Raw genomic sequence first — 24261 nt, forward strand, 5'->3', positions numbered from 1 at the left:
CTCCTCCCACTGGTGAAAATCAGCGTGCCGTGCCGGTGTTCCTCTGCAGCACGACCGCAAGGATGATGACGACGCCCTGGATGGCGCCGTTCAGGTAAGGGCTGACGAAGTCCGTCAGGTTCAGCAGGTTGCCGATCAGCGACAGGATCAGCACGCCGACGACCGTGCCCCAAACCCGGCCGAAGCCGCCTTTCAGCAATGTGCCACCGATAATGACAGCCGCAATCGCCTCAAGCTCCCACAGAAGGCCAGTGGTGGCCGAGGCCGATCCAAGGCGCGGGACGTACATGACCACCGCGATGCCGACCAGCAGGCCCAGCATGACATAGGTCATCAGCCGCACCCGCAGCACCGCGACGGAGGAATAGCGGGCCACCTTTTCGTTGGACCCGATCGCCGCGCAATGCCGGCCGAAGGCGGTGTGGCGCATCACGATCTCGCCCAGGATGGCCAGGGCAGCAAAGACGATGATTGGCCAGCTGATGCCCATGATGCCGCCGTAATAGACGGGGCGGTACATCTCGCGCATCTCGTAACCCAGTGACAGCGTGCCGCCGTCTGCCAGCCAGGTTACAAGGCTGCGATAGATGCCCATCGTGCCAAGCGTCAGGATAAAGGCCTCGATCCCGGCGCGCGTGATGAGGATGCCGTTGATGAAGCCCGCCGCCAGCCCCGCGAACAGCGCCAGCGCGATGCCGATCAGGATGACAGGCAGCCCGCCCCCCATGCTTTCGGTCAGCAGGTTCATGACCAAAATCATCAGGCCCGCCACGAAGGCCGCCATCGAGCCCACCGACAGGTCCAGCCCGCCCGAGGTTATGACGAAGGTCATGCCGATGGCGATGATGCCGATGAACGCGGATCGCGCCAGCACGTTGGTGACATTGGCAAAGCTGAGGAAGTTCGGGTTCATCGCGATGCCGATCAGCACCAGCACGACCAGCGCCACGACCGGGGCGATGACCGCCAAGTTTACCTTGGGGCGGCGGGTCTGTCGAAGGGTTGCCGTGTTCATGCCGCACTGTCCTTTTGGTCGTCCATGCCCATCGCCAGGCGCACGATATTGCCTTCGGTGACCGCATCACCCGCCAGTTCGCCGGCGATGCGGCCGGCATGCATGACGATGACGCGCCCGGCGAGGCCGATGAGCTCTGGCATCTCGGACGAGATCACGATGATGCTTCGGCCTTCCGCGGCAAGCTTCGCGATGAGGGTATAGATCTGTTGCTTGGTGCCGATGTCGATGCCGCGCGTGGGCTCGTCGATGATGACGACCTGGGGGTCGGGCAGAAGGGTCTTCGCCAGAAGCAGCTTCTGCTGGTTGCCGCCCGACATGTCGCCCACCTTCATGCCGCGTTCCGGCGCCCGGATGGCGAAGTCGTCGATGGCGCGATCCAGAGCCGCTTCCTCGCGCCCGCGGTCGATCAGCGGGCGGCCAAACGTCTCGAGCAGCGGCAGCGTCAGGTTCTCGCGCAGGGTCTTGTCCAGCAAAAGGCCGGCGCCCTTGCGGTCCTCGGTCAGGTAGGCCAGCCCCGCACGCATCGCCTGCGCCACCTGGTTCGGCGGCAGGTCCTGCCCGTTCAGGCGCACGGTGCCGCTGCGCGGGCGCAGCCCGGCGATCGCCTCGGCCAGTTCGGTGCGGCCCGAACCCACCAGCCCGCCGATGCCCAGCACCTCTCCCTTGTTCAAGGTCAGGCTGGCATCCTCGACGACGCCTGGGACCGAGACATCCTCGACCTCCAGGATGGCATCGGCGCCGCCCCCGGCCTTCGGCGGGAACAGGTCGGACAGCTCGCGCCCGACCATGGCGGCGGCCATGTCGTCCTCGGTCACATCTGCCGTTCGGTCGGAGCGGATCATCGTGCCGTCGCGCAGGACGGTCACGCGGTCGGCAATGCGCTTCACCTCGCCCAGCTTGTGCGAAGTATAGAGGATCGCCACGCCCTCGGCGCGCAGCCGCTCGATCTGGCGGAACAGCACCTCGGTCTCGCGGCCGGTCAGCACGGCGGTCGGCTCATCCATGATCAGGACGCGCGCCTGGCGCGACAGAGCCTTGGCGATCTCGACCATCTGCTTATCGGGAACCGACAGCTGGTTCACGGGCGTCGCGGGATCGACGCGGCATTCCAGCTGAGACAGAAGCGCTGCGGTCCGGGCGCGCATCGCCTTGTGGTCCAGAAACGGGCCGCGCTTGATTTCGCGGCCAAGAAAGACGTTCTGGTCGACCGACAGATGCTCGGCCAGATTGAATTCCTGGTGGATCATGATGATCCCCAGATCCTCGGCCTCGTCCGAACCGGCGAAGCGGGTGGGCTTACCACCGAAGGTCACTTGGCCCTCAGTCGGATCGAGATAGCCCGCGAGGATCTTCATCGTCGTGGACTTCCCGGCGCCGTTCTCGCCGATCAGCGCATGCACCTCTCCGGGATGCAGGGCGAAATCGACGCCGTGCAGGATCTCGATGGGACCGAAGGACTTGGTGACGCCTTCCAGCGCCAGGACGGGACGGGTCATGCCATCACCTCGACCCAGGCCGCATCGGCAGCGTTCGACCGAACGCAGGCGTCGATGAAATGCAGTCCCTCCAGCCCGTCGTCGATGCCCGGCAGGGTATCGGGGATGCGCCCGGTGCGGATCGCCTCGGCCGCCTCGGAATAGAGGTTCGCGAAACCCTCCAGATAGCCTTCGGGATGGCCCGGCGGCACGCGGCTATGGCCAGCGACCGTGCCGGGGCCGCCACGGCGCAGCTTCTGGGTCGGCTGGCCGAAGGGCGTGAACCACAGTGTCTCGGGCGCCTCGTGCTGCCATTCCAGCCCGCCCTTGTCGCCATAGACCCGCAGCTTCAGGCCGTTCTCGGTCCCCGGCGCGACCTGCGACGCCCAAAGCATCCCCTTGGCGCCATCGGCATAGCGCATCAGGATATGGGCGTTGTCGTCCAGCCGGCGCCCCGGAACGAAGCTGGACAGATCGGCCGCCAGCCGTTCGGGGCGCAGGCCGGTGGCGAAACGGGCCAGCTGGAACGCATGCGTGCCGATATCGCCGATCGCGCCCCCTGCCCCGGCCTTTGCGGGATCGCCGCGCCACGATGCCTGCTTGCTGTCGCTGTCCTCGGTCAGCCAGTCCTGAGCGTATTCGACCTGCACCAGGCGCAATGCGCCCAGATCGCCGCGCGCGATCATCGAGCGGGCCTGCCGGATCATCGGATAAGCCGAATAGTTGTGGGTCAGCACGAACATCGCGTTTGACGAACGCGCGATCGCGGCAAGCTCTTGCGCCTCTTCCAGTGTCGCGGTCATCGGCTTGTCGCAGATGACGTGGATGCCCTGCGCCAGGAAGGCGCGCGCCACCGGGAAATGCAGGTGGTTCGGTGTGCAGACCGACACGGCCTGGATGCCGTCGTCACGACCGGCTTCGGCGCGGGCCATTTCCTCGAAATCGGTAAAGCTCCGCGCGATGCCCGCATCGGCCGCGCTGGCCGCCGCACGGTCGGGATCGGATGACAGAGCGCCCGCCACAAGCTCGAACTGGCCGTCGAGACGCGAGGCGATCCGGTGCACGTTGCCGATCATGGCCCCGGCCCCGCCGCCGACCATGCCAAGGCGGATGGGAACGTGGCGGCTCATCGGTCCAGCCCCAGCATCCGGCGGTTCGCAGCCATGTCGGCCCCGCCATTGGCGAAGTCGTCGAAGGCGCGGTCGGTCACCCGGATGATATGGTCACGCACGAAGGCCGCGCCTTCGCGTGCGCCATCTTCGGGGTGCTTCAACGCGCATTCCCATTCGACCACCGCCCAGCCGTCGAAGCCGATGGCCGTCAGCTTCGAAAAGATGGCACTGAAATCAACCTGCCCGTCGCCGGGGCTGCGGAACCGGCCGGCGCGGTCGACCCAGCCCTGATAGCCGCCATAGACGCCCTGCCGGCCGGTCGGATTGAACTCGGCATCCTTGACGTGGAACATGCCAATCCGGTCGGCATAGATGTCGATGTTCTGCAGATAATCCAGTTGCTGCAGCAGGTAGTGCGACGGATCATAGAGCATCTTCGCCCGCGGATGCTGGTTCACGCGGTCCAGGAACATCTCGAAGCTGACACCGTCGTGCAGGTCCTCTCCGGGGTGGATCTCGAAGCAGATATCGACGCCGCGGCTGTCGGCATGATCCAGGATGGGACGCCAGCGGGCGGCAAGTTCGTCGAAGGCGGCCTCAATCAGACCTTCGGGACGCTGCGGCCAAGGATAGACATAGGGCCAGGCCAGCGCGCCAGAGAACGCCGCCACCCGGTCCAGTCCCAGCATCGCGGACGTGTCGATGGTTTTCTTGACCTGATCCACCGCCCAGGCCTGCCGCGCCGCCGGATTGCCACGAACGGCCTCTGGTGCGAAGCCGTCGAATGCGGCGTCGAAGGCCGGGTGCACCGCCACCAACTGCCCCTGGATATGGGCAGACAGCTCGGTGATGCAGACGCCGTGCTCGGCAGCCTGGCCGGCAAGTTCGTCGCAATAGTCGCGCGACGTGGCAGCCCGGCCCAAGTCCACCAGCGCATCCGCCCCGGAAGGCACTTGCACCCCCAGATAGCCGCATCCGGCCGCCCATTCGGTGATCGCGCCGAAGCTGTCGAACGGCGCCGACGTGCCGACGAACTGGGCCAGAAACAGCCCTGGGCCCTTGATGGTCTTCATGCTTCCTCCCGAAACCAACACCGTCTATGTAATCGGTTTCAAGCAGAAGCTGTCACAAGCCGATCCGGTTTACAACAGCAATTTTTTGGCTAAAGCCTGTCACTGTCCCGCAACGAGAATGCCGTGCCCCAGTCCCTGCGCCCGCCCCGCATCCGCGACGTAGCCCAACTGGCTGGCGTGTCAGTTGCAACGGTCAGCCGCGCCATTTCGAACCCGTCCATTGTGTCCGAGACGACGCGCAAGGCCGTCGAAGAGGCCATCGCTCAGACCGGCTATACACTGAACTTCACGGCGCGGAACCTGCGGCAGATGCAGGTCGGTGCGGTCCTCGCGCTTGTGCCGAAGCTTTCCAACCCGTTCTTTGCACAGATTCTTTCAGGCATCTCGGGAGTATTGCGGACGCGCGACCTCAGCCTGCTGGTGCTGGACACCACCGCCGTGGCCGACCAGCCGGCCCTGAAGGTGCTGGGCCCCTATCTGAACCGGTCGCGGTCGGACGGCGTGATCGTCCTGGACGGCGGGCTGGACCCGAAGCTCTTTGCCGAACCGGGCTGCCCGCCGCTGGTGCAGGCCTGCGAATGGATCGAGGGGCTCTCCGCGCCGCGGGTCCTGGCCGACAATGTCGAGGGCGGTCGGCTGGCCGCGCGCCACCTGGCAGGCCTCGGGCACCGGCGGATCATGCACGTGACCGGGCCGGCCGGAAACTCGCTGACGGTCTCGCGCCGGCAGGGCTTTGCGTCCGGACTGGCCGAGGCCGGGCTGCCCGATGCCGCCCACCGGGTCGAGGGAGACTTCACCGCACGTTCCGGTCTTGCGGCCGCCGAACGCCTGCTGGCGCTGCCGGACAGACCGACCGCCGTCTTCTGCGACAACGACGAGATGGCGATCGGCCTGATGAACGGGCTGGTGACCGCAGGCCTGCGCCTGCCCCAGGACATTTCGGTCATGGGCTTCGACAATATCGAGATGTCGGCTTTCTGCCTTCCCGGCCTGACCACCATCCGCCAGTACCGCGCGCGACTTGGCCAGCGCGCGGCCGAACTGCTGCTGGCGCGCATGGCGGGCGAGGAAATCACCGACAGCACCACCCTCGGCGTGGACCTCCTGATCCGCGGCAGCACCGGCCCGGCGCCGGAGGTCCTGCGGAAAACGTGACTTGTGGCCCCTGTGCTGGTTTTTTAATGTCCGGCCAACGGCAGGTGCGTTTTCCTGCCCCAACAGGATGCATATGCCCCAGGTCGAATTGCCCGAAGCCCTGCGCGATCAAATCGGTCGCTCGACCATCGCGTTGTCCCTGGCCACCGCCGAGGATGCCGACATGCCGCTGTGCCTGGCGAATTCCGCCTTCTGCAGCCTGACCGGCTATGATGCGAAGGAGGTTCGGGGCCGCAATTGCCGGTTCCTGCAAACCCCTGACACTCCTCCTGAACAGGTGCGCGCCATGTCGCAGTTCCTGCATTCGGACGACCAGGACGACGGCCGCTTCCCGGTGCTGAACCGGACGCGGCAGGGCCGGATGTTCACCAATCTCGTGTTCATGTCGAAGCTGCGTGGGCTTGACGGGCGCGTCCGCTTCATCATCGCGTCGCAGTTCGACATCAGCGCGGCGGACCGGGCGGCGACGCAGCCCGCCCACAGCGGCAGGCTGGCCCGAAACGTCAGCGACCTGCGCGTGGCGGCGGCGCAGTTCGGCTTGATCATGACGGATTCTTCGGCGCTTCTGGCCCGATCGATCAGCACCTTGGCGCGGATCACTGTGCGCGATGAATGACGCCTCGCCCCAGCAGGCGCAGCAGCGCCATGACTTCGCCGTCGTCGGCATCGGCGCCTCGGCGGGCGGCCTCGAGGCGCTGCAAGACCTGCTGCGCGAGGCGCAGCGCGAGGACCCCGCCGCCTATGTGGTCATCCAGCACCTGGACCCCAACCACGACAGCGTCCTGGCCGAGCTTCTGGACCGGCGCACGGCGCTGACCGTCCAGCAGGCGACTGACGGCACCCGGCTGCAGTCGGGGCATGTCTACACCATCCCGCCCGGCGCGCGCATGCTGATCCGCGACGGCGTCCTGCGCCTGACCGGCTTCGACCAGCCGCGCGGCCTGCGGCGTCCGATCGACGACTTCTTCGAAAGCCTGGCCCAGGACCGGGGCCCGTCGGCGGCCTGCGTGATCCTGTCGGGCACCGGCGCTGACGGGACCTTGGGCCTGCGTGCCATCAAGGAAAACGGCGGCATGTGCGTAGTGCAGGAACCCCGCACCGCGCGCTATGACGGGATGCCCCTGTCGGCGGAATCGACCGGCCTGGTCGACTTCGTGCTGTCGCCGGACCGGATCGTCCCGGCGATCCTGCAGTTCTTCGACACCAGCGACGCCGATCTGGCCGAGGATGTCTTGCTGGCCGACACGCGGCGGATCTGCAAGTTGCTGCTGGACCGCAGCGGCCACGACTTCGCCGGTTACAAGATGTCGACGCTGGTCCGGCGCATCCGGCGGCGGCTGCAGGTGCTGAACATCTCGAACACGCGGGATTATCTGAACCACCTGCAGCGCGACTCCGATGAGGTCGACGCTCTGGTCAACGAGTTTCTAATCAACGTCACACGCTTCTTCCGCGACCCCGAGTTCTTCCAGACACTGCGCGAACGCGCGATCCGGCCGATGATTGCCAGCGCCGAGGGCGAGGAACTGCGCGTCTGGGTTCCCGGCTGCTCCAGCGGCGAGGAAGCCTACAGCGTCGCCATGCTGATCGACGCCGAAATGCGCGAGGCGGGCCTGCGGCCGCGCTTCACGGTCTTCGCCACCGACATCGACAAGAAGATGATCGAGGTCGCCCGCGCAGCGACCTATCCGATCAGCGCGCTGGCCGACATTCCCGAGCCGCTGCGAATGCCCTACACCACGCATCGCGATGCGCTGATGCAGATCACGCCGCACCTGCGCGACCGGGTGCGGTTCTCGCTCCACAGCGTGCTGCGCGACCCGCCCTTCGCGCGCGTGGACCTGATTTCCTGCCGCAACCTGCTGATCTATCTGGACGAGGACCTGCAGTCGCGGGTCCTGCCCCTGTTCCATTACGCGCTGCGGCCCGGCGGCTTTCTGTTCCTGGGGCCCTCGGAAGGGGTGCGTCGGGAATCGGCCCATTTCGCGGAACTGGACCGTCACGCCAGGCTGTTTCAGCGGGACGAGTTGCCGGCCCGCCTGCCGCTGTCGCTGCCCTTCAGGGGCGGCGATGCCGATCGCGACGGCACGATCCGCCGGCCTGGCGGCGCTGGTGGGGGTCGGTCGGACAACGGCGGCCTTGCGGCGCAGCGGCGGGTGCTGGATCGTTTCGCGCCGGCCTCGCTGCAGGTCTCTCCGACAGGAGAGGTTCTCTGGACCGCCGGGCGGCTTGGTCGTTTCCTATCTGTCGATCCGACGGCCCGCCAGCCGGCCTTGGCCGCGTCCATCGTGCATTCCGGCCTAAAAGAGGCCGTGACCGCTGCGCTGGAGCAGGTCGCCAGCAGCGGCCGGGCCGTGATCGTGCGCGAGCTGCTGGCGCGGTCCGACATCGGCACTCAGCCCGTGACGCTGTTCGTCGAGCCCCTGCTCGACCAGACGGTGCTGATCGTCTTCCAAGAATCAGGCATTCAGACCACCACCGACAGCGGCGACGACATCGACGAACTGCGCGTCAACGAATCGCGCACCGACCTTCTGGAGGAACGGCTGCGCCTGACGCGGATCGAGTTGCACGGCGCCGTGCAAGAGCTCGAAACCGTGAACGAAGAGCTGAAAAGCTCGAACGAAGAAATGATGTCGATGAACGAGGAGCTTCAGTCCACGAACGAGGAACTGAGCACCGTCAACGACGAGCTGAAGTCCAAGATCGACGACCTGACGGCGGCCAACAGCGACCTGCAGAACTTCTTCTCGGCCACCAAGATCCCGCTGCTGGTGGTGGACCGGGACGTCCGCGTCCGCAACTTCACCGCGGCGGCGCTGCAGATCTTTCCGTTGCGCCGGTCCGACCACGGCCGCCCGCTGGCGGACGTGTCGAACATCTTCGGCAGCGACGTCCTGCAGCAGATGGCTGCCGAGGTCGTCCGCCGGGGCGAGCCGCAGGGGACCGAGATCCACGAAGGCGGCCGTGACCGCGTTTGGCGCGTCGATGCCAAGCCCTATCGCGGGGCCGATGGCCATCTGGACGGCGCCATGCTGGTCTTCGAGGACGTGACCGCCCTGCGCGACCTGCGGGTCGAGGTCGAGCGTCAGGATGAACGGCTCAAGGCCGTCCGGTCGATGGCGCGGATCACCGTGTGGCACCTGGACGCCGACGGCCAGACGCTGATCGTCGACGACAGCTCGAACCTTCTGGGCATCGGACAGACCGCCCGCCTGCCCCTGCCCGCCTTCGCCGCCCTGATCGCCCCCGAGGATCGCGACGGCCTGCAGGCCGACCTGGCCGCCTGCATGGCCGGCACGCCCTTCCGCCGCGTCGTGTCGCCATCGGCCAAGGCGCTGGCGAACGTCCGGCTGGAGGCTGTCGGAGAGCGGTTCGGCGACGACGGCTCGCGCGTGCTGGGCGTCATGGTCGACGTGACGGCCGCGCAATCCGCCGCCAAGCTGCGAGAGGCCGTGATTTCCGAGATGGACCACAGGGTCAAGAACCTGTTCACCCAGATCTCGGCGATGCTGCGAATGGCGGGACGCGAAACCGACGACGCGCAAGAGGTCGTCGAACAGGTCTGCGAACGCATCACCGCGCTGGCCAATTCCCACAGCCTGACCACCGAGCGCCGCAGCAGCGCCGAAATCGAGCTTCGCCGGCTGATCGAAACTTCTTTGGCGCCATATCGCGGCGCCGACATCGTCCTGGACGGCGATGGGGCGGTGGTCCTGCCGGGCCGTGTGGTCCCCCTGTCGCTGATCCTTCACGAGCTTGCGACGAACGCGTTCAAGTATGGCGTCCTTGGCCCTATCCGGGGCAGGCTGACGGTGGCGTGGCGCGTTGTGGACCGAGACATCATCCTCGACTGGATCGAGACCTATGCCGAAGAACGCGCCGAGGAAGAGGCCGGCGGCGGCTTCGGCTCGATCCTGCTGGAAGGTGCCGCCGCCCAGATCGGCAGCGAGCTGGAGATCACGCAGGAACCGACCGGCCGTCGGACGCGGCTGCGTTTCTGACGTCTAGCAGAGAAGCTTCGCGACCCGATCCAGCTGGTCGCGTGTCATTGCGCGGATGTCGTCCTCGCTGCAGATCGTGCCCTCGGCCCAGGCTTTCACGGCGTTCGACAGGGCGTGGGTTCCCAACTCCGCCAGAAGCCGCGCCTCGAAGGCCATGTCCCGCCCCAGCCGCGCCTCGAGCAGGCCCGACAGCGCCAGCGTCATCTCGTCCATGCTCTTGCGGAAGACCGCCAGCAGTTCGGGCGTTTGGTCCACGACCTGGATGATCCGCTTGAGGATGCCGCGGTCGGGGCGGTCCTCGCACAGCATCTCCCCCAGCAGGCGAGAGATGTCATCGATCAGAGGGCCGTCGGACGTGACGATCCATCGCCCCGCCTCGACGTCCAGGACCGGCGGCTGCCCCAGGATCGCCGCCTGCTTGTTGCAGTAATAGTTGAAGAAGGTGCGCGGACTGATGCCTGCCTCGGCCGCGATGGCTTCGGTCGTCGCCGCACCATAACCCGTCCGCAGGGCGACGTTTAATGCGGCCAGCTGGATCTCTCGCGAGGTTTCGCGGCGACGGCGATCGCGAAGATTGGTGCTCATCCTTGGTGCAACCCCCTATTGCAGTGAAAGCAAATATTGCACAGTCCGCAGCTTTGTGCAATGAGCGCACGGAACGTGGTGCCCGCGGGGCAAGATCGGGATGGTTCACATGATGCGCGACTTCAGCCTTCACGCCGGGATGGTCATGGCGGCGGCGATGTTCCTGACACAGCCGGCGGTGGCGCAGGCGCCGGGGGGGATGCCGCCCAAGCAGGTTGGCGTGGTCGAGGTGACCCGGCAGGACGTGCCCCGGATCGTCACGCTGCCCGGCCGCGCGGTCGCGGCCAATTCGACGGCCATCCGGCCGCGCGTGGGCGGCATCGTGACCGACATCCTCTATGAACCCGGCAAGCCGATCGAGGCTGGAACGCCCATGTTCCGCATCGACGACACCACCTATCAGGCGAACTTGGCCAGCGCCGAAGCGCAGGTCGCATCCGCCGAGGCGCAGGTGACGCAGGCCGAATCGGCCTTCAACCGGACCGAGCAGCTTCTGGGGTCGGGGACGACGCAGGCCCAGGCCGAAACCGCGCGGGCGACGCTGGACCAGGCGCGGGCCGCGGTCCAGTCGGCCAACGCCGCGCTGACGCTGGCCCGCGCCGAACTTGATTGGACCACCGTGACCAGCCCCATTGCCGGCATCGCCAGCGTGTCCGAGATCTCGATCGGTGACCTCGTGACCGCCGGGCAGGCTGACGCGATGGCGACGGTGACGCAACTCGACCCGATCGAGGTCGACATGTACGAACCCGCCTCGCGCTTTCTCAGCCTTCTGGATGATATCGAGGGCGGCAACCTGCGCCTGAACGACGAGCTGAACGCCAAGCTGACGCTTGAGGACGGGCAGACCTATCAGGCGGTGGGCGAACTGGTGGCGCCGGGCGTGACCGTGTCGACCTCGACCGGGTCGATCGACACGCGATTCCGGTTCGACAACCCGAACAACCTGCTGCTGCCCGGCATGTTCCTGCGCGGCCAGGTCGAGCTGGGCGTCACGCCCGCCTTCCTGGTGTCGCAGTCGGCGGCCAACCGCGACAAGATCGGCAACCTGTCGGCTTGGGTCGTCGAGGACGGCAAGGTGAGCCAGCGCCAGCTGACCGAGGACGGCACCTATCAGAACCAGTGGATCGTGACCGACGGCCTGACCGACGGCGACCTCCTTGTGGTCGACGGGCTCGCGGGCCTGTCAGAGGGCGCCGAGGTCGTCACCGTGCCCGTCACCTTCGATGAAAACGGCGTCGTCCGTGACGTGGCCCCGGCTGCGGACGCAGCGGCCGCCCCCGCCCCTGCAGGCGAGGCGCCTGCCGAAGCGCCCGCGACGGAGTAACGCCAGATGGCACGATTTTTCATCCACCGCCCGGTCTTCGCCTGGGTGCTTGCCATCGTCACCATGCTGGTGGGCGCGCTTGGCCTGAACACCCTCGCGATCGAGCAGTACCCGCAGATCGCGCCGACGACGGTGCGCGTCAGCGCCGCCTATAACGGCGCCTCGGCCGAGATCGTCGAGTCGTCGGTGACCACGGTCATCGAGGATGCGATGACCGGCATCGACGGGCTGATCTACATGACGTCGAACTCGACGCCGGGGTCGGCCTCAGTGACGCTGACCTTCGACGACACGGTCGATGCCGACATTGCTCAGGTGCAGGTGCAGAACAAGCTGCAGCTGGTGACATCGCAGCTGCCCGACGTCGTGCAACAGCAGGGCGTGCAGGTTGCGCGATCCACCAGCTCAATCCTCTTGGTGGGGGCGCTGACCTCACCTGACGGCAGCTATTCCTCGGTCGAGCTGGGCGACCTGATCGGCCAGCTGATCGAGGATCCGGTCAAACGCACGCCCGGCGTGGGATCGATCAACACGTTCGGGTCGGGCTATGCCATGCGCATCTGGATGGACCCGATGAAGATGGTCCAGTACCAGGTGACACCCGCCGACGTGACGGCCGCGGTCGCCGCGCAGAACACCAACGTCACCGTGGGCGACCTGGGCGCGCAGCCTGCGGCCCAGGGCCAGCGGCTGACGGTGTCGGTGTCGGCGCAATCGCAGCTGTCCACTGTCGAGGAGTTCGAAAGCATCCTGCTGCGCGTCGATCCCGACGGCTCGACCGTGTTCCTGGGCGACGTGGCGCGAATCGAGATCGGCCAGGAAAGCTATGGCGGCGCATCCCGGCACAACGGCAACCCGGCGGCAGGCTTCGCCGTGAACCTGGCCACCGGCGCCAACGCCGTCGACACCGCCCATGCGGTGCGCGAGACGATCAACAGTCTGGCCGGGTCCCTGCCCGCCGGGGTCGAGATCATCTATCCCTACGACACCTCGCCATTCGTCGAGGAGTCGATCAACCAGGTCTATCACACCCTGGCCGAGGCCGTGGTGCTTGTCTTCCTAGTGATCCTGGTCTTCCTGCAAAGCTGGCGCGCGACGATCATTCCGGTCGTGGCGATCCCCGTCGTGCTTCTGGGCACCTTCGCGGTGCTGGCGGCGGCCGGCTATTCGATCAACACGCTGACCATGTTCGCGATGGTCCTGGCCATCGGCCTTCTGGTCGATGACGCCATCGTCGTCGTCGAGAACGTCGAGCGCGTGATGGAGGAAGAGGGCCTCGGCCCCGTCGAGGCCACCGAGAAGAGCATGGAGGAGATCACCTCGGCCCTTGTCGGCATCGTGCTGGTCCTGTCGGCGGTGTTCCTGCCGATGGCCTTCATGACCGGGGCGACGGGCGTGATCTATCGCCAGTTCTCGATCACGATCATCACGGCGATGGTGCTGTCGCTTGGCGTCGCGGTCATCCTGACGCCCGCCATGTGCGCCAGCCTTCTGAAGCCGCGCAAGCACGGCGACGGGATCGCACCCGCCCGCTGGTTCAACCGCAACCTCGACCGCACCACGAACGGCTTTGTCGGCGTCGTCGCGCGGCTGGTCAAGCGACCGCTGCGGATGCTGATCGTGCTGGCCGCGATCGGCTTCGGGGTCTATGCGCTGTTTGACCGCCTGCCGGGCTCGTTCCTGCCGGACGAGGATCAGGGCGTCGCGCTGGTCATCATCCAGGGCCCCGACGGGTCCACCACGCAGCAGACCCAGGCCCTGGTCGAGAAGGTCGAATCCTATCTGCTCAACGCCGAGAGCGAGACGGTCGAGTCCGTGTTCTCGGTCCTGGGCTTCAGCTTCGGCGGAAGCGGCCAGAACAACGCCATGGTCTTCATGAAGCTGCGCGACTACGAGGAACGCGAGGGCCTCGACATCGCCTCGCTGGTGAACCGCGCCAACGGATACTTCTTCACCACCAACCGGCAGGGGCAGATCTTCGTGCTGCAGCCGCCGGCGATCCAGGGGCTTGGCACCTCGTCAGGCTTCACCATGTATCTGATCGACCAGGCCGGTGCGGGCCAGGATGCGCTGACCGCCGCCGCCGACCAGTTGGTTGCAAACGCGCAGCAGGATGGCCGCGTGACCGGCCTGCGCGGGAACGAGGCTGCGACCCAGACAGCCCTGCGGCTGGACATCGACCAGCAGAAGGCCGCCGCCTTCGGCCTGTCCATCCCCGAAGTGAACGCCATGCTGTCGGTGATCTTCGCCGGACGCGACGTCAACGACTTCGCGCTTGGCAACGACCTGCGGCCGGTGATCGTCCAGGGCGAGGCCGAGACCCGGTCTCAGCCCGAAGACATCAACCGCTGGTATGCCCGCAACGCCCAGGGCGAGATGGTGTCCTTCGGTGCCTTCTCGGACCAGCGATGGGAGCAGGAACCGCAGGCGCTGGCCCGCTATGGCGGCACCCGGGCGCTGGAGCTCAGCGGTTCCGCCGCCGCGGGTCTCTCGTCGGGCGACGGCATGACCGCGATGGAGCAGATGGTGGCCGACTTAGACGGCAACTACGGAACCGCCTGGACAGGGCTCTCCTATCAGGAACGACTGTCGGGCAACCAGGCGCCCTTGCTCTTCGCACTGTCCGCGCTGGTCGTGTTCCTGTCCCTGGCGGCGCTTTACGAAAGCTGGTCGGTGCCGCTGGCGGTCATGCTGACCGTGCCGATCGGCATCCTTGGTGCGCTGGCTGCGGCGCTGTATTTCGGCCAGTCGAACGACGTCTATTTCAAGGTGGGCCTGCTGACGACCATCGGCCTTGCTGCGCGGAACGCGATCCTGATCGTGGAATTCGCCCAGGCGCAGGTCCAGGAAGGCAAGTCCGTCGTCGAGGCCGCGTTGATCGCGGCGCGCCAGCGGCTTCGGCCGATCCTGATGACGACCTTTGCCTTCATGCTGGGGGTGCTGCCGCTGGCCATCGCCTCGGGCGCTGGCGCAGGGGCGCAGAACTCAATCGGGATCGGGGTTCTGGGTGGCATGGCCTCGTCGGCCGCGATCGGGATCTTCCTGGTGCCGGTCTTCTACGTCGCCGTCCTTCGGCTGCGCTCGACCTTCTCGAGAAAGGAAAAGACCTCGTGACGTTTCCCCGCCAATCGAAGGCGCTGTCGCTGATGGCGGCGCTGCTGCTGTCCGCCTGTGCCGCCGTCGGCCCCGACCCGACGGACCTGCCCGACGCGGGCGTACAAGGCAGCTTCGCCGAAGGCGGTGGCGGTCCGGCCGGACAGGTCGGCACCAACGCCTTCTGGTCCGGCTATCGCGACCCGACGCTGTCGACCCTGATCGCGCAGGGCCTGGGCAACAGCCTGGACATCATCGCCGCGAACGAACGCATCCGCGCCGCCGCGGCCGATCTGCAGGCGACCCGGCCGCTGGCCGCCCAGGTCATCGGGGAGCCGGCATCCGCCAGCCGCATCAGGTCCGGGGGCGACGGCCTCTCCGACGGCTATACCAGCAATGCGAACCTGTCGGCGGGCTTTGTCTTCGACCTCTTCGGCGGCGCGCGCCGTGCCCGCGAGGGCGCGACGGCGGCCTATGCGTCGGCCGAGGCGCAGGTGCAGGTGACGCGCCTGGCCTGGCTGGCCGAGGTGATCAGCGCCTATTCCGACGCCCGCTTCTATCAGCAGGCGCTGGCGCTGACGCGCGACACGATCCGCGCGCGCGAAAGCACGCTGGAGGTGACGAACAACATGCTGTCCCTGGGCCTGGCGACCGACTACGACATCGCCCAGACCCGCGCGCTTCTGCAAACGGCACGGGCCGACCTGCCGAATTACGAGGCGCTGTTCAACGCGCAGGTCTATCGGCTGTCGACGCTGTTGAACCAGCAGGCCGGCCCGCTGATGGCGCGCATGCAGGGCGGCAGCGGCACGCTGCCGATCCCGCCCGGCCCCGGCACGGGCGTCCCGGCAGAGCTCTTGCACAACCGGCCGGACATCCGCGCTGCGCAGCAGGATCTGGTGCAGGCGCTGGCGGCAGTCGGCGTGGCGACGGCGGACCTTCTGCCCTCGCTCTCGCTCAGCGGGACGGTCAGCGACACGGGCGGTTCGGGCAGCTGGGGCTTTGGCCCCCGGATCAGCCTGCCGGTGGCCAACCAGGGCGTTCTGCAGGCCACCCGCAACCGCCGCATCTCCGAGGCCCGGCAGGCGGATCTGGCGTGGCGCAGCCAGGTCGCGTCGGCGGTCGAGGACGTGCAGACCAGCCAGTCGAACCTGCGCCGCTATCGCCAGCGCGTGGCGGCCCTGGACGAGGCGGCGCAGTCCTACAACCGCGCCTACGACCTTGCCCGCGCGAACTTCGAGGCAGGGGCGCTGCCGCTGGTCGACCTTCTGGACGCCGACCGCCAGCGTGCCGCGGCGCGCCTGCAGGCCGCCTCGGCCCGAAATGACGCTGCGAAGGAATGGGCCGCGCTGCAGATCGCCACTGGCGCCGGCGGAGCGGTGCAGGCCATCGCGACGGCGGCAGAGTGATCCCCTGCCCGGCAATTCCGCGCAGGTTCTTCAGCCGGAACCGTCGATACCACGTCGTCGCCTGATATGGTCAGAGCCGCGGGGCAACTTATTACTTGGAAGGGGCGCCTTGGGCGCCTCTGCCACGCCCAACGTGCGGTAAGGCGGGCAACTCTGGCACCGGCCGCGGCAGGCGCTCATCTTGCAGGCCTATTCGTTCGGACGCCACATCAGGGCGCGGGTCAAAGGGTCCTAGCGGTGAGAGCATCGGCAGCCATTGCGGAATGCCCCTTTAGCACGGTCCGCGGCGCCTAGAATCGCATGATCGGGGGGTAATTTGTATCGGTAACAGCTATGTCCCCGGCGGCGCGCAGCACCATCGTTGGACGATTCCCCGGTCACTCAAGCAACACGCAACATCTGCGTGGATGCTTTGGGACATGAGCGTCACCTGATCATCGACTGCCCCGCAGATGCCGCTCGTCGAAGGATCAAGTTGCTGCCTGTAGCGGCATGGATGATATCCGAGCGAGCGGTTGTGCAGACCACTGCCCCGAATGTCATCTCACGCAGGTCGTGCGCCGCTGTGATGCCCGCATTCCGCCCCGCGGCCGGATAGAAACCTTAATCCGGCATGTCGTAGGTGGCGACGATAGAGGCGTACCAAGCGGCCAGGCTGGCGATGTCCTCATCGGTCAGGTCGCGCGCGATGATGCTCATCTGGGGATCCTCTCGCCGTCCGGCACGGAAATCCTGCAGCTGCTTCGACAGGTATTCAGCGCTCTGCCCGCCGATGTTGGGGATCATCGGGTTCGTTCCCACACCGTCCAACCCGTGGCAGACCCGGCAGGTCTGGGCCAATGAGCGACCTTCCTCGGCCAGACCTCCACCGGTGGCCGTCTGCGCCTGCGCGGCACTGCCGGCCAGAGAAAGTGCGGCAACCACGGCCGCACGGCAGAATGACATCATGGAAAGCTCCTCTTGCGGATGTCAGGGCGGCGGATGCCGCCCCGATCTGGATCGTTGATCCTCTGCCCTTAGTTGCCGCCGCCTGCGGCCGCCTCGCCTTCAGCGCCCATGGCGGGATCCGCCGCTTCGCCGGTGTCGGCCGAGGCTTCGGCCGGCGCTGTCGCCGCAGGGGCCTCTGCTCCGCCGCCGGTATAGGCGATGCGCCAGATCGCGCCCGCGAAGTCGTCCGAGACGAGCATCGAGCCGTCCGGAAGGAACGCGACGTCCATGGGCCGGCCGCGATATTCTCCGGTTTCCTGGTTCAGCCAACCATCGGCGAAGACCTCGGTTTCCCCGGCACTGCCGTCTTCGTTGACGCTGGTGAACATGACACGCGCGCCAACGGGCGTCGTCCGGTTCCAGCTGCCGTGCTGGGCCGAGAAGATGCCGCCGTGATACTTCTGGGGGAAGGACTTGCCGCGATAGAAGCTCATGCCAAGATCGGCGGCATGGGCGTCCATCTCGACCTGAGGCTCGACGAAGCTGACGCCCTCGGGGCGCGGGACGTCCTTGAAAGCCTCGATCTCAACGCCCGCGTTCGTCCAGGGGAAGCCGAAATGCTGCCCGGCTTCCGTCTGCCGGTTCAGCTCGCCCGGCGGAATGTCGTCGCCCATCCCGTCGACCTGGTTGTCGGTGAACCACAGATCGCCATTCGCCGGATTGAAGTCGTGGCCCACCGAGTTGCGGATGCCGCGGGTATAGACCTCGCGCTCGCTGCCGTCCGGGTTCATGCGGATGATGCCGCCGATCCCGATCTGGTCGTATTTCTCAAGCTTGTCCACCGGCTGGACGTTGTGCGGCTGGCCGAGCGAGACGTAAAGCTTGCCGTCGGGCCCGATCCGGCAGACCCGCGCGGTGTGGTTGAAGCTTTCCTCCTCGGGCGGAATCAGCTCGCCCTGGGCCACGACGGTAGCGACCGCGGGATCAGGCCCCTCGAAGAAGAACTCGGCCGCCGGGAAGCTCAGGACACGGTTGCGCTCGGCGATGAACAGGAAGCCGTCGGGCGAAAAGCAGGGGCCGTTCGGAATGTCGAAGGTCAGCGAGGGCGCAAAATCCTTGACCTCGTCGGCGACACGGTTGCGGTCGCGGTCGACGACCGACCAGACCTTGTCCTTGCGCGTGCCCACGAACACGACGGTGCCCTGCGGTGCCACCGCCATAGAGCGGGCATCGGGGACCACGGCATAGAGGCTGGCCTCGAACCCGTCGGGCAGGTTGATGTCCGGCACGATCGCCTTCAGCGCCTCGGCCGTCTCCCCGGTCTGGTCGATGTTGGTGAAGGTGGCGTCGGTGCGCTGCATGCCCTGCAGAGTCTCCAGGTTGTCCTGGGCGATGGCTGGCGTGGCAAGCGCGGTTGTCAGAAGAAGTCCACAAAGTCTGGTGCAACTCATAGCAGTTCCCTCCCTGATGATACTCTGTCTTCAGGCACGCCTGCGGACCGCCTCCTCCCAAAGGCATTTGCAGCAGGCGGGCCGGATTGCTGGTTGCAGAAACCGGACCGTCGCACCGTCCCTCTTGTGCCTGGAGAAAGATGATCCGCGAATGCATCGCATTTTCAACAGTTTTGTTGTCACGGCTGACCGGCGGTGTGCAGGCGACCGCAAACCGGTTCCTGCGCAGTCCCGCCCGGCCTCAACAAAATGGACTCTGCGACTGCAGACATCATCTTAAAGTCAGTGGTCGGGCACTAGGACTTGTCAGAACGGTATCTTGCCCCTCAGGATGGTGATCGCGGTGCAAGGGACCGGGGAGGGTTCCAGCCGCACAGGGAGGAACCTGCATGACCAAGGACATCGATAACGACAAGGCTGTTTCAAGACGTTCATTCCTGCGCCGCGGCGGGACCATCGCCGGCGGCGCGGCGGCCAGCACGCTGCTGGCGGCGCCCGCGGTTCTTGCGCAATCGCCGATGGTGCTGAAGATGCAGACCAGTTGGCCCGCGTCAGACGTGTGGCAGACCATGGCCCAGCAATACGTGGAGCGGGTGGAGGCGATGTCGGGTGGCCGCCTGTCGATCGACCTGCTGCCGGCCGGTGCCGTGGTGGGCGCTTTCCAGGTGATGGACGGCGTCAGCGACGGCGTGATCGACATCGCCCATTCCGTGTCGGCCTATTGGTACGGCAAGAACAAGGCAGCGTCGCTCTTCGGGACCGGGCCGGTCTTTGGCGGCGATCCGACGAACATGCTCAGCTGGTTCTATCAGGGCGGCGGTCGAGAGCTTTACCGGGAACTGACGCAGGATAACATGGGCCTGGACGTCGTTGGCCTGATGGCCTTCCCGATGCCCGCCCAGCCCTTCGGCTGGTTCAAGAACCCGATCAACGGGGTCGAGGACATCAACGGCATGAAGTACCGGACCGTCGGTCTTGCCGCCGACCTGCTGCAGTCGATGGGCATGTCCGTGGCCCAGCTGCCCGGAGGCGAGATCGTCCCTGCGATGGAGCGCGGCGTGATCGACGCGTTCGAGTTCAACAACCCGTCCTCGGACCTTCGCTTCGGAGCGGCGGACGTGGCCAAGAACTACTACCTCGGCTCGTACCACCAGGCTTCCGAGGCGTTCGAGTTCCTGTTCAACCGCAGCGTCATGGAGGACCTGGAGCCCGACCTGCGCGCGATCCTGGAACACGGGGTGGAGGCCGTGTCCACCTACAACACCGCCTTCGCACTGGACAACTATTCCGCGGACCTCATCAAGCTGCGCGACGAAGGCGGCGTCACGATCCATCGGACGCCCGACAGCATCCTGTCGGCCCAGCTGGACGCCTGGTCCGAGATGATCACGTCGCTGGAAAGCGACCCCTTCATCAAGAAAGTGCTGGACAGCCAGCGGGAATGGGTCAAGCGGACGACCTATTACGAGCTCATGAACAAGCCGGACTATACCCTGGCCTACGAGCACTTCTTCCCAGGCGAACTGAAGCTGTAAGGGCCATCCGCCCGCCCCTGCGCCTGCCGCGGGGGCGGGTCCGATCGCGGAGAATAGAATGCTGTCGTTCATTCGCTTCGCCGACAGCCTGTCCGGCTGGTTCGGCAAGACTTTCGGCTGGCTGATCATGCTGATGACCCTTGGCGTCAGCTACGAGGTGTTCGTACGCTATGTCCTGAACAGCCCGACGTCATGGTCGCTGGACGTGTCCTTCATCATGTACGGCACGCTGTTCATGATTGGCGGCGCCTATACCTTGTCGCGCGGCGGCCATGTCCGTGGTGACTTCGTCTATCGCCTCTGGCCGGTGCGGGTGCAGGGAGCGGTCGATTTCGTGCTTTACCTGCTGTTCTTCTTCCCCGGCGTGACGGCGCTGATCCTGTCCGGCTGGAAATACGCCGCACGGTCCTGGCAATACGGAGAGGTCAGCGTGAACAGCCCCACCGGCATCCCGATCTATCAGTTCAAAGCGGTCATCGTCGCCGCCGGCATCCTGCTGTTCGTCCAGGGCATCGCGCAGCTGTTGCGCAGCGTCATCGCGATGCGCGATGGCGTCTGGATCCTGGCCGAGGAGGACGTCCAGGAGACCGAGGAGCTGCTGATGCGAGAGCAGGCTCAGAAAGAGAAGATCCATGACAACTGATTTGCGCGCCCACGGACCCTTCTCAGGCACTGGCACGGAGGTCCGAACGTGACCGACCCCCAGATCGCCCTTCTGATGCTGGGCATCTTCATCTTCCTGGTGTTCCTCGGCTTTCCCATCGCCTTCACGCTGATGGCCCTGGGCATCGGCTTCGGATACTACGCGTATTTCGATGCGGGGCGCATGTGGCGCGGGTTCGACCGGCTGCCCGAGGACGCCAGCTGGCTGACGCAGCAATGGTCATGGCTCGAGGGGTTCTACAACAACCGCATCTTCGACCTGTTCATCAACCAGACCTATACGGTCATGTCGAACGAGGTGCTGACCGCCGTCCCGCTGTTCCTGTTCATGGGCTATGTGGTCGAACGCGCCAACATCGTCGACCGCCTGTTCTCGACGCTGGCCATCGCTGCGCGTCGGATGCCGGGGTCGATGGGCGTCGCGGCGTTGATCACCTGCGCCCTCTTCGCCACCGCGACCGGCATTGTCGGCGCCGTGGTCACGCTGATGGGCCTGCTGGCCCTGCCGGCGATGCTCAAGGCGCGCTATGACCCACGCTTTGCGGCGGGGATCATCTGCGCAGGTGGCACGCTGGGGATCCTGATCCCGCCGTCGATCATGCTGATCGTCTATGCGGCGGCGTCCGGCGTGTCGATCGTGCGGCTTTACGCGGGCGCAATGTTGCCCGGCCTGGTGCTTGTGGGTCTCTACCTGACCTACATCGTCGGACGGTCAATCCTGCAACCGTCCGTCGCGCCCCGCCTGACCGAGGACGAGGTGCCTGCGGTTCCCACCGGCAAGCTGGTCTGGATGCTCATCAGCTCGTTCCTGCCGCTGGCCCTGCTGATCCTGGCCGTTCTGGGATCGATCCTGTTAGGTCTTGCCACCCCGACCGAGGCCGCGGCCATCGGCGCGCTCGGCGGCATGGTCCTGGCGGTCGTCTATCGCGCCATGAGCTTCCAGCGGCTGCGGGAATCCGTTTATCTGACCGTTCGCACCACCGCGATGGTCTGCTGGCTGTTCGTCGGATCCTATACCTTCTCGTCCGTGTTCTCGTACTTGGGCGGAGAGCATCTGATCTCGGAATTCGTGACCGGGCTGGACCTGACGCCGCTGCAGTTCCTGTTGCTGGCGCAACTGATCATCTTCCTTCTGGGCTGGCCCCTCGAATGGTCCGAGATCATCATCATCTTCGTGCCGATATTCCTGCCGCTTCTGCCGATGTTCGGCATCGACCCGCTGTTCTTCGGCATCCTGGTGGCGCTGAACCTGCAGACGTCGTTCCTGACACCGCCCATGGCCATGTCGGCCTATTACCTCAAGGGGATCGCACCACCCGAGGTGAAGCTGACGCAGATCTTCGCGGGCGTCATGCCGTTCCTTCTGATGGTGTTCATCGCGATGGCCATCATGTATATCTTCCCCGACATCGTGTATGTCCTTCCGAACATGATCTATGGCTCTTGATCCCGCATCCCTTGGCGCCGTCGCGTTGCGAGACCTGATCGCCTCGGGCGCCATCTCGGCCGAGGCTGCGACCGCGGCCTGTCTGAAGCGCATCGCCGACACCGAACCCCAGTTGCAGGCCTGGGCCTATGTCGACGGCAACCATGCCATGGCGCAGGCCAGGGCGCGGGATGCGCATCGCAAGGCGGGCCGCGCCACCGGCATGCTTCACGGCGTGCCGGTCGGCATCAAGGACGTGATCGACACTGCCCGCATGCCGACCGAATGCGGCACCGAGATCATGAGGGGCCGCGTTCCTGCCAAGGACGCGCATCTTGTATCGCGCCTGCGGGCCGAGGGTGCCGTCATCATCGGCAAGACCGTGACGACGGAACTGGCCTTTCTTGAACCTTCGCGCAGTCGAAACCCGCATGACCTCTCCCGCAGCCCCGGTGGCTCATCGGCCGGGTCGGCGGTGGCGGTCGCCTCGGGCCAGGTGCCGCTGGCGGTGGGCACGCAGACCGGGGGGTCGGTCATCCGTCCGGCATCCTATTGCGGCATCGTCGGGTTCAAGCCGAGCTATGGCCTGATCGGCCGGACCGGCGTGCTGATCCAGTCGCCGTTCCTCGACACGATCGGCGCATTCGCCCGCTCGGTCGAGGATGCCGCCCTGCTGGTCGAGGCGATGTCGGGTCACGATTCGCACGACGCCAGCACCTCGCTGTCGCCCGTCCCGCGGCTGGTGGATGCGGCAACACAGGATCCGCCACTCCCGCCCCTCCTTGCGGTGCTGTCACTGCCCGGCGCAGATCCCGTGATGGCGGATGCGCTGGACGAGCTGCGGGGGGATCTGGGCGACCGCGCACATGCTGTCGACCTGCTGCCCGGCCTGGCCGAGGCCGACATAATCCGCCGCCGCATCAATCTGGCCGAGCTGTCGAAGTGCTACTATGCCCTGGAACGGCAAGGCCGGGATCGTCTGTCACAGCGGATGCGTGATGCTCTGGACGAGGGAAAGGCCACGCTTGCGCGCGACTACATCGCGGCGCTCGACTGGCGGCAGGTCCTGAACGCGGGGCTCGAGGAGTTGCTGTCGCGCTGCGACGCGATCCTCTGCCCGGCCGCGACGGGACCGGCACCCCTGATCGCCGACGGCAGCACCGGCTCGCCCGTCATGAACGGTCCCTGGACCTTGTGCGGCGTGCCAACGATCACCCTGCCGCTGCTGACCGACGGGACTGGCCTGCCCCTGGGTGTGCAACTGATCGGCCGGCACGGAGAGGACGCTCGGCTGATCCGGACCGCGAACTGGTTGATGCGGCGGCAACTGCAGAACCAGGCAATCGACGAAAGAAGGGTGGGATGATGGACAGGATCATGGTGCTCTGCGCCTACGCGGTTCTTCTCTGCTTTCTGGGGATCCTGATTTGGCACGTCCCCCGGCTGGACCTCGGCGGAGTTGTGTTGATCACGCTGCTGCTTGCGGCCGCCGACACCGTCCATGCCTTCCGCCGTCGTGACAGGCCGGAAAGTACATCGGAAAAGGTCCGGTGAGGTTAGCAGTCCGAGCGCGTGGGCGGTGGCAGCAGGAGCTTCGGACAGCTTCCCCGCTTTGCGACGCAGCTTCGTCAGCCGATGGCCAGAGCCACGTATCGCCGCCTGGCCGCCCTTCGCTTGCACAAGCGCGCGCTGCATCTTTCCCGCCCCCTGAAAAGTGGTCCTCCCTGAAGTATGGCTTTTGAGCGAGTTGGAGGATGCAGGAATGCCCCAGAGAAGACACAAGCCGGAAGAGATCGTCGCGATGCTCCGGCAAGTCGATGTGCTGGTGTCGCAAGGCCACTCTGTCGCCGATGCGGTGCGCTCGATCAGCGTGACGCCATTTACCTCCGACCGGTGGCCCCAGGAATATGGCGGGCTGAAGATCGATCAGGTGAAGCGTCTGAAGGTGGACCTGCACCTGTTCCGTTCCGGTCTTCTGAGAGCGATGCTCTCTTCAAAGGAGACAGGA

18 protein-coding genes and 1 pseudogene are annotated in these 24261 nt (G+C 66.2%); 12 read left to right on the forward strand and 7 right to left on the reverse strand.

Features of this window, described 5'->3' with window-relative positions:
• Positions 1 to 19: 19 nt before the first annotated feature.
• From OC184_RS03880 to OC184_RS03895, 4 genes are read right to left on the reverse strand one after another with little or no spacing between them, the layout of a single operon-like run.
• Positions 20 to 1015, reverse strand: coding sequence for an ABC transporter permease (locus OC184_RS03880; RefSeq protein WP_265505878.1), 996 nt, complete (start codon positions 1013 to 1015; stop codon positions 20 to 22).
• Entirely contained in the window at positions 1012 to 2514 is a 1503-nt protein-coding gene (locus OC184_RS03885; protein WP_265505879.1) for a sugar ABC transporter ATP-binding protein, read from the reverse strand. The genes OC184_RS03880 and OC184_RS03885 overlap by 4 nt, the downstream gene beginning before the upstream one ends.
• Positions 2511 to 3623, reverse strand: a complete 1113-nt coding sequence (locus OC184_RS03890) for a Gfo/Idh/MocA family protein (protein WP_265505880.1) — start codon at positions 3621 to 3623, stop codon at positions 2511 to 2513. Before OC184_RS03890 ends, OC184_RS03885 begins: the two co-directional genes overlap by 4 nt.
• Positions 3620 to 4678: a sugar phosphate isomerase/epimerase family protein gene (locus OC184_RS03895; RefSeq protein WP_265505881.1), complete on the reverse strand. Its 1059-nt coding sequence runs from the start codon at positions 4676 to 4678 to the stop codon at positions 3620 to 3622. Before OC184_RS03895 ends, OC184_RS03890 begins: the two co-directional genes overlap by 4 nt.
• A gap of 123 nt (positions 4679 to 4801) precedes the next feature.
• Between OC184_RS03895 and OC184_RS03900 the strand changes: the two genes are divergently transcribed.
• The 3 genes from OC184_RS03900 (at position 4802) to OC184_RS03910 (ending at position 9837) form a co-directional block, all read left to right on the forward strand.
• Positions 4802 to 5833, forward strand: a complete 1032-nt coding sequence (locus OC184_RS03900) for a LacI family DNA-binding transcriptional regulator (protein ID WP_265505882.1) — start codon at positions 4802 to 4804, stop codon at positions 5831 to 5833.
• Positions 5834 to 5906: 73 nt separating this feature from the next.
• Positions 5907 to 6449, forward strand: coding sequence for a PAS domain-containing protein (locus OC184_RS03905; RefSeq protein ID WP_265505883.1), 543 nt, complete (start codon positions 5907 to 5909; stop codon positions 6447 to 6449).
• The gene (locus tag OC184_RS03910) at positions 6442 to 9837 is read left to right on the forward strand and encodes a chemotaxis protein CheB (protein ID WP_265505884.1); all 3396 of its coding nucleotides are present in this window, start codon (positions 6442 to 6444) and stop codon (positions 9835 to 9837) included. Before OC184_RS03905 ends, OC184_RS03910 begins: the two co-directional genes overlap by 8 nt.
• A gap of 3 nt (positions 9838 to 9840) precedes the next feature.
• Here OC184_RS03910 and OC184_RS03915 read toward each other — a convergent pair whose 3' ends face one another.
• Positions 9841 to 10422 (reverse strand): TetR family transcriptional regulator, encoded by a 582-nt coding sequence (locus tag OC184_RS03915; RefSeq protein WP_265505885.1) that lies wholly within the window; start codon positions 10420 to 10422, stop codon positions 9841 to 9843.
• A gap of 112 nt (positions 10423 to 10534) precedes the next feature.
• Here OC184_RS03915 and OC184_RS03920 point away from each other — a divergent pair, with 112 nt between their 5' ends.
• Genes OC184_RS03920 through OC184_RS03930 form a run of 3 tightly spaced genes read left to right on the forward strand, consistent with a single transcriptional unit; the run spans position 10535 to position 16251 of the window.
• On the forward strand, positions 10535 to 11749 hold the full coding sequence (locus OC184_RS03920; protein WP_265505886.1) for an efflux RND transporter periplasmic adaptor subunit: 1215 nt from the start codon (positions 10535 to 10537) through the stop codon (positions 11747 to 11749).
• 6 nt (positions 11750 to 11755) lie between these two features.
• On the forward strand, positions 11756 to 14863 hold the full coding sequence (locus OC184_RS03925; RefSeq protein WP_265505887.1) for an efflux RND transporter permease subunit: 3108 nt from the start codon (positions 11756 to 11758) through the stop codon (positions 14861 to 14863).
• On the forward strand, positions 14860 to 16251 hold the full coding sequence (locus OC184_RS03930) for an efflux transporter outer membrane subunit (protein WP_265505888.1): 1392 nt from the start codon (positions 14860 to 14862) through the stop codon (positions 16249 to 16251). Before OC184_RS03925 ends, OC184_RS03930 begins: the two co-directional genes overlap by 4 nt.
• 603 nt (positions 16252 to 16854) lie before the next feature.
• On the opposite strand, the gene OC184_RS03935 is transcribed toward OC184_RS03930, so the two are convergent.
• Together OC184_RS03935 and OC184_RS03940 are read right to left on the reverse strand one after the other, a co-directional pair.
• Positions 16855 to 17199: a c-type cytochrome gene (locus tag OC184_RS03935; protein WP_265505889.1), complete on the reverse strand. Its 345-nt coding sequence runs from the start codon at positions 17197 to 17199 to the stop codon at positions 16855 to 16857.
• 68 nt (positions 17200 to 17267) lie between these two features.
• Positions 17268 to 18629: a PQQ-dependent sugar dehydrogenase gene (locus OC184_RS03940; RefSeq protein ID WP_378926674.1), complete on the reverse strand. Its 1362-nt coding sequence runs from the start codon at positions 18627 to 18629 to the stop codon at positions 17268 to 17270.
• A gap of 389 nt (positions 18630 to 19018) precedes the next feature.
• Here OC184_RS03940 and OC184_RS03945 point away from each other — a divergent pair, with 389 nt between their 5' ends.
• The 6 genes and pseudogenes from OC184_RS03945 to OC184_RS03970 all read left to right on the forward strand — a co-directional run.
• Entirely contained in the window at positions 19019 to 20164 is a 1146-nt protein-coding gene (locus OC184_RS03945) for a TRAP transporter substrate-binding protein (RefSeq protein ID WP_265505890.1), read from the forward strand.
• Between the two features lie 58 nt (positions 20165 to 20222).
• Entirely contained in the window at positions 20223 to 20807 is a 585-nt protein-coding gene (locus OC184_RS03950; protein ID WP_265505891.1) for a TRAP transporter small permease subunit, read from the forward strand.
• Between the two features lie 48 nt (positions 20808 to 20855).
• Complete coding sequence (locus OC184_RS03955) at positions 20856 to 22274, forward strand: TRAP transporter large permease (RefSeq protein WP_265505892.1); 1419 nt, start codon at positions 20856 to 20858, stop codon at positions 22272 to 22274.
• Positions 22264 to 23619, forward strand: coding sequence for an amidase (locus tag OC184_RS03960; RefSeq protein ID WP_265505893.1), 1356 nt, complete (start codon positions 22264 to 22266; stop codon positions 23617 to 23619). Before OC184_RS03955 ends, OC184_RS03960 begins: the two co-directional genes overlap by 11 nt.
• Positions 23616 to 23807, forward strand: coding sequence for a hypothetical protein (locus OC184_RS03965; protein ID WP_265505894.1), 192 nt, complete (start codon positions 23616 to 23618; stop codon positions 23805 to 23807). Before OC184_RS03960 ends, OC184_RS03965 begins: the two co-directional genes overlap by 4 nt.
• 208 nt (positions 23808 to 24015) lie before the next feature.
• Positions 24016 to 24261: pseudogene (locus OC184_RS03970) on the forward strand (IS3 family transposase); the annotation flags it as partial.

The sequence above is a fragment of the Paracoccus rhizosphaerae genome (assembly GCF_026162645.1).
In the GTDB taxonomy this organism is placed as follows: Bacteria; Pseudomonadota; Alphaproteobacteria; order Rhodobacterales; family Rhodobacteraceae; genus Paracoccus; species Paracoccus rhizosphaerae.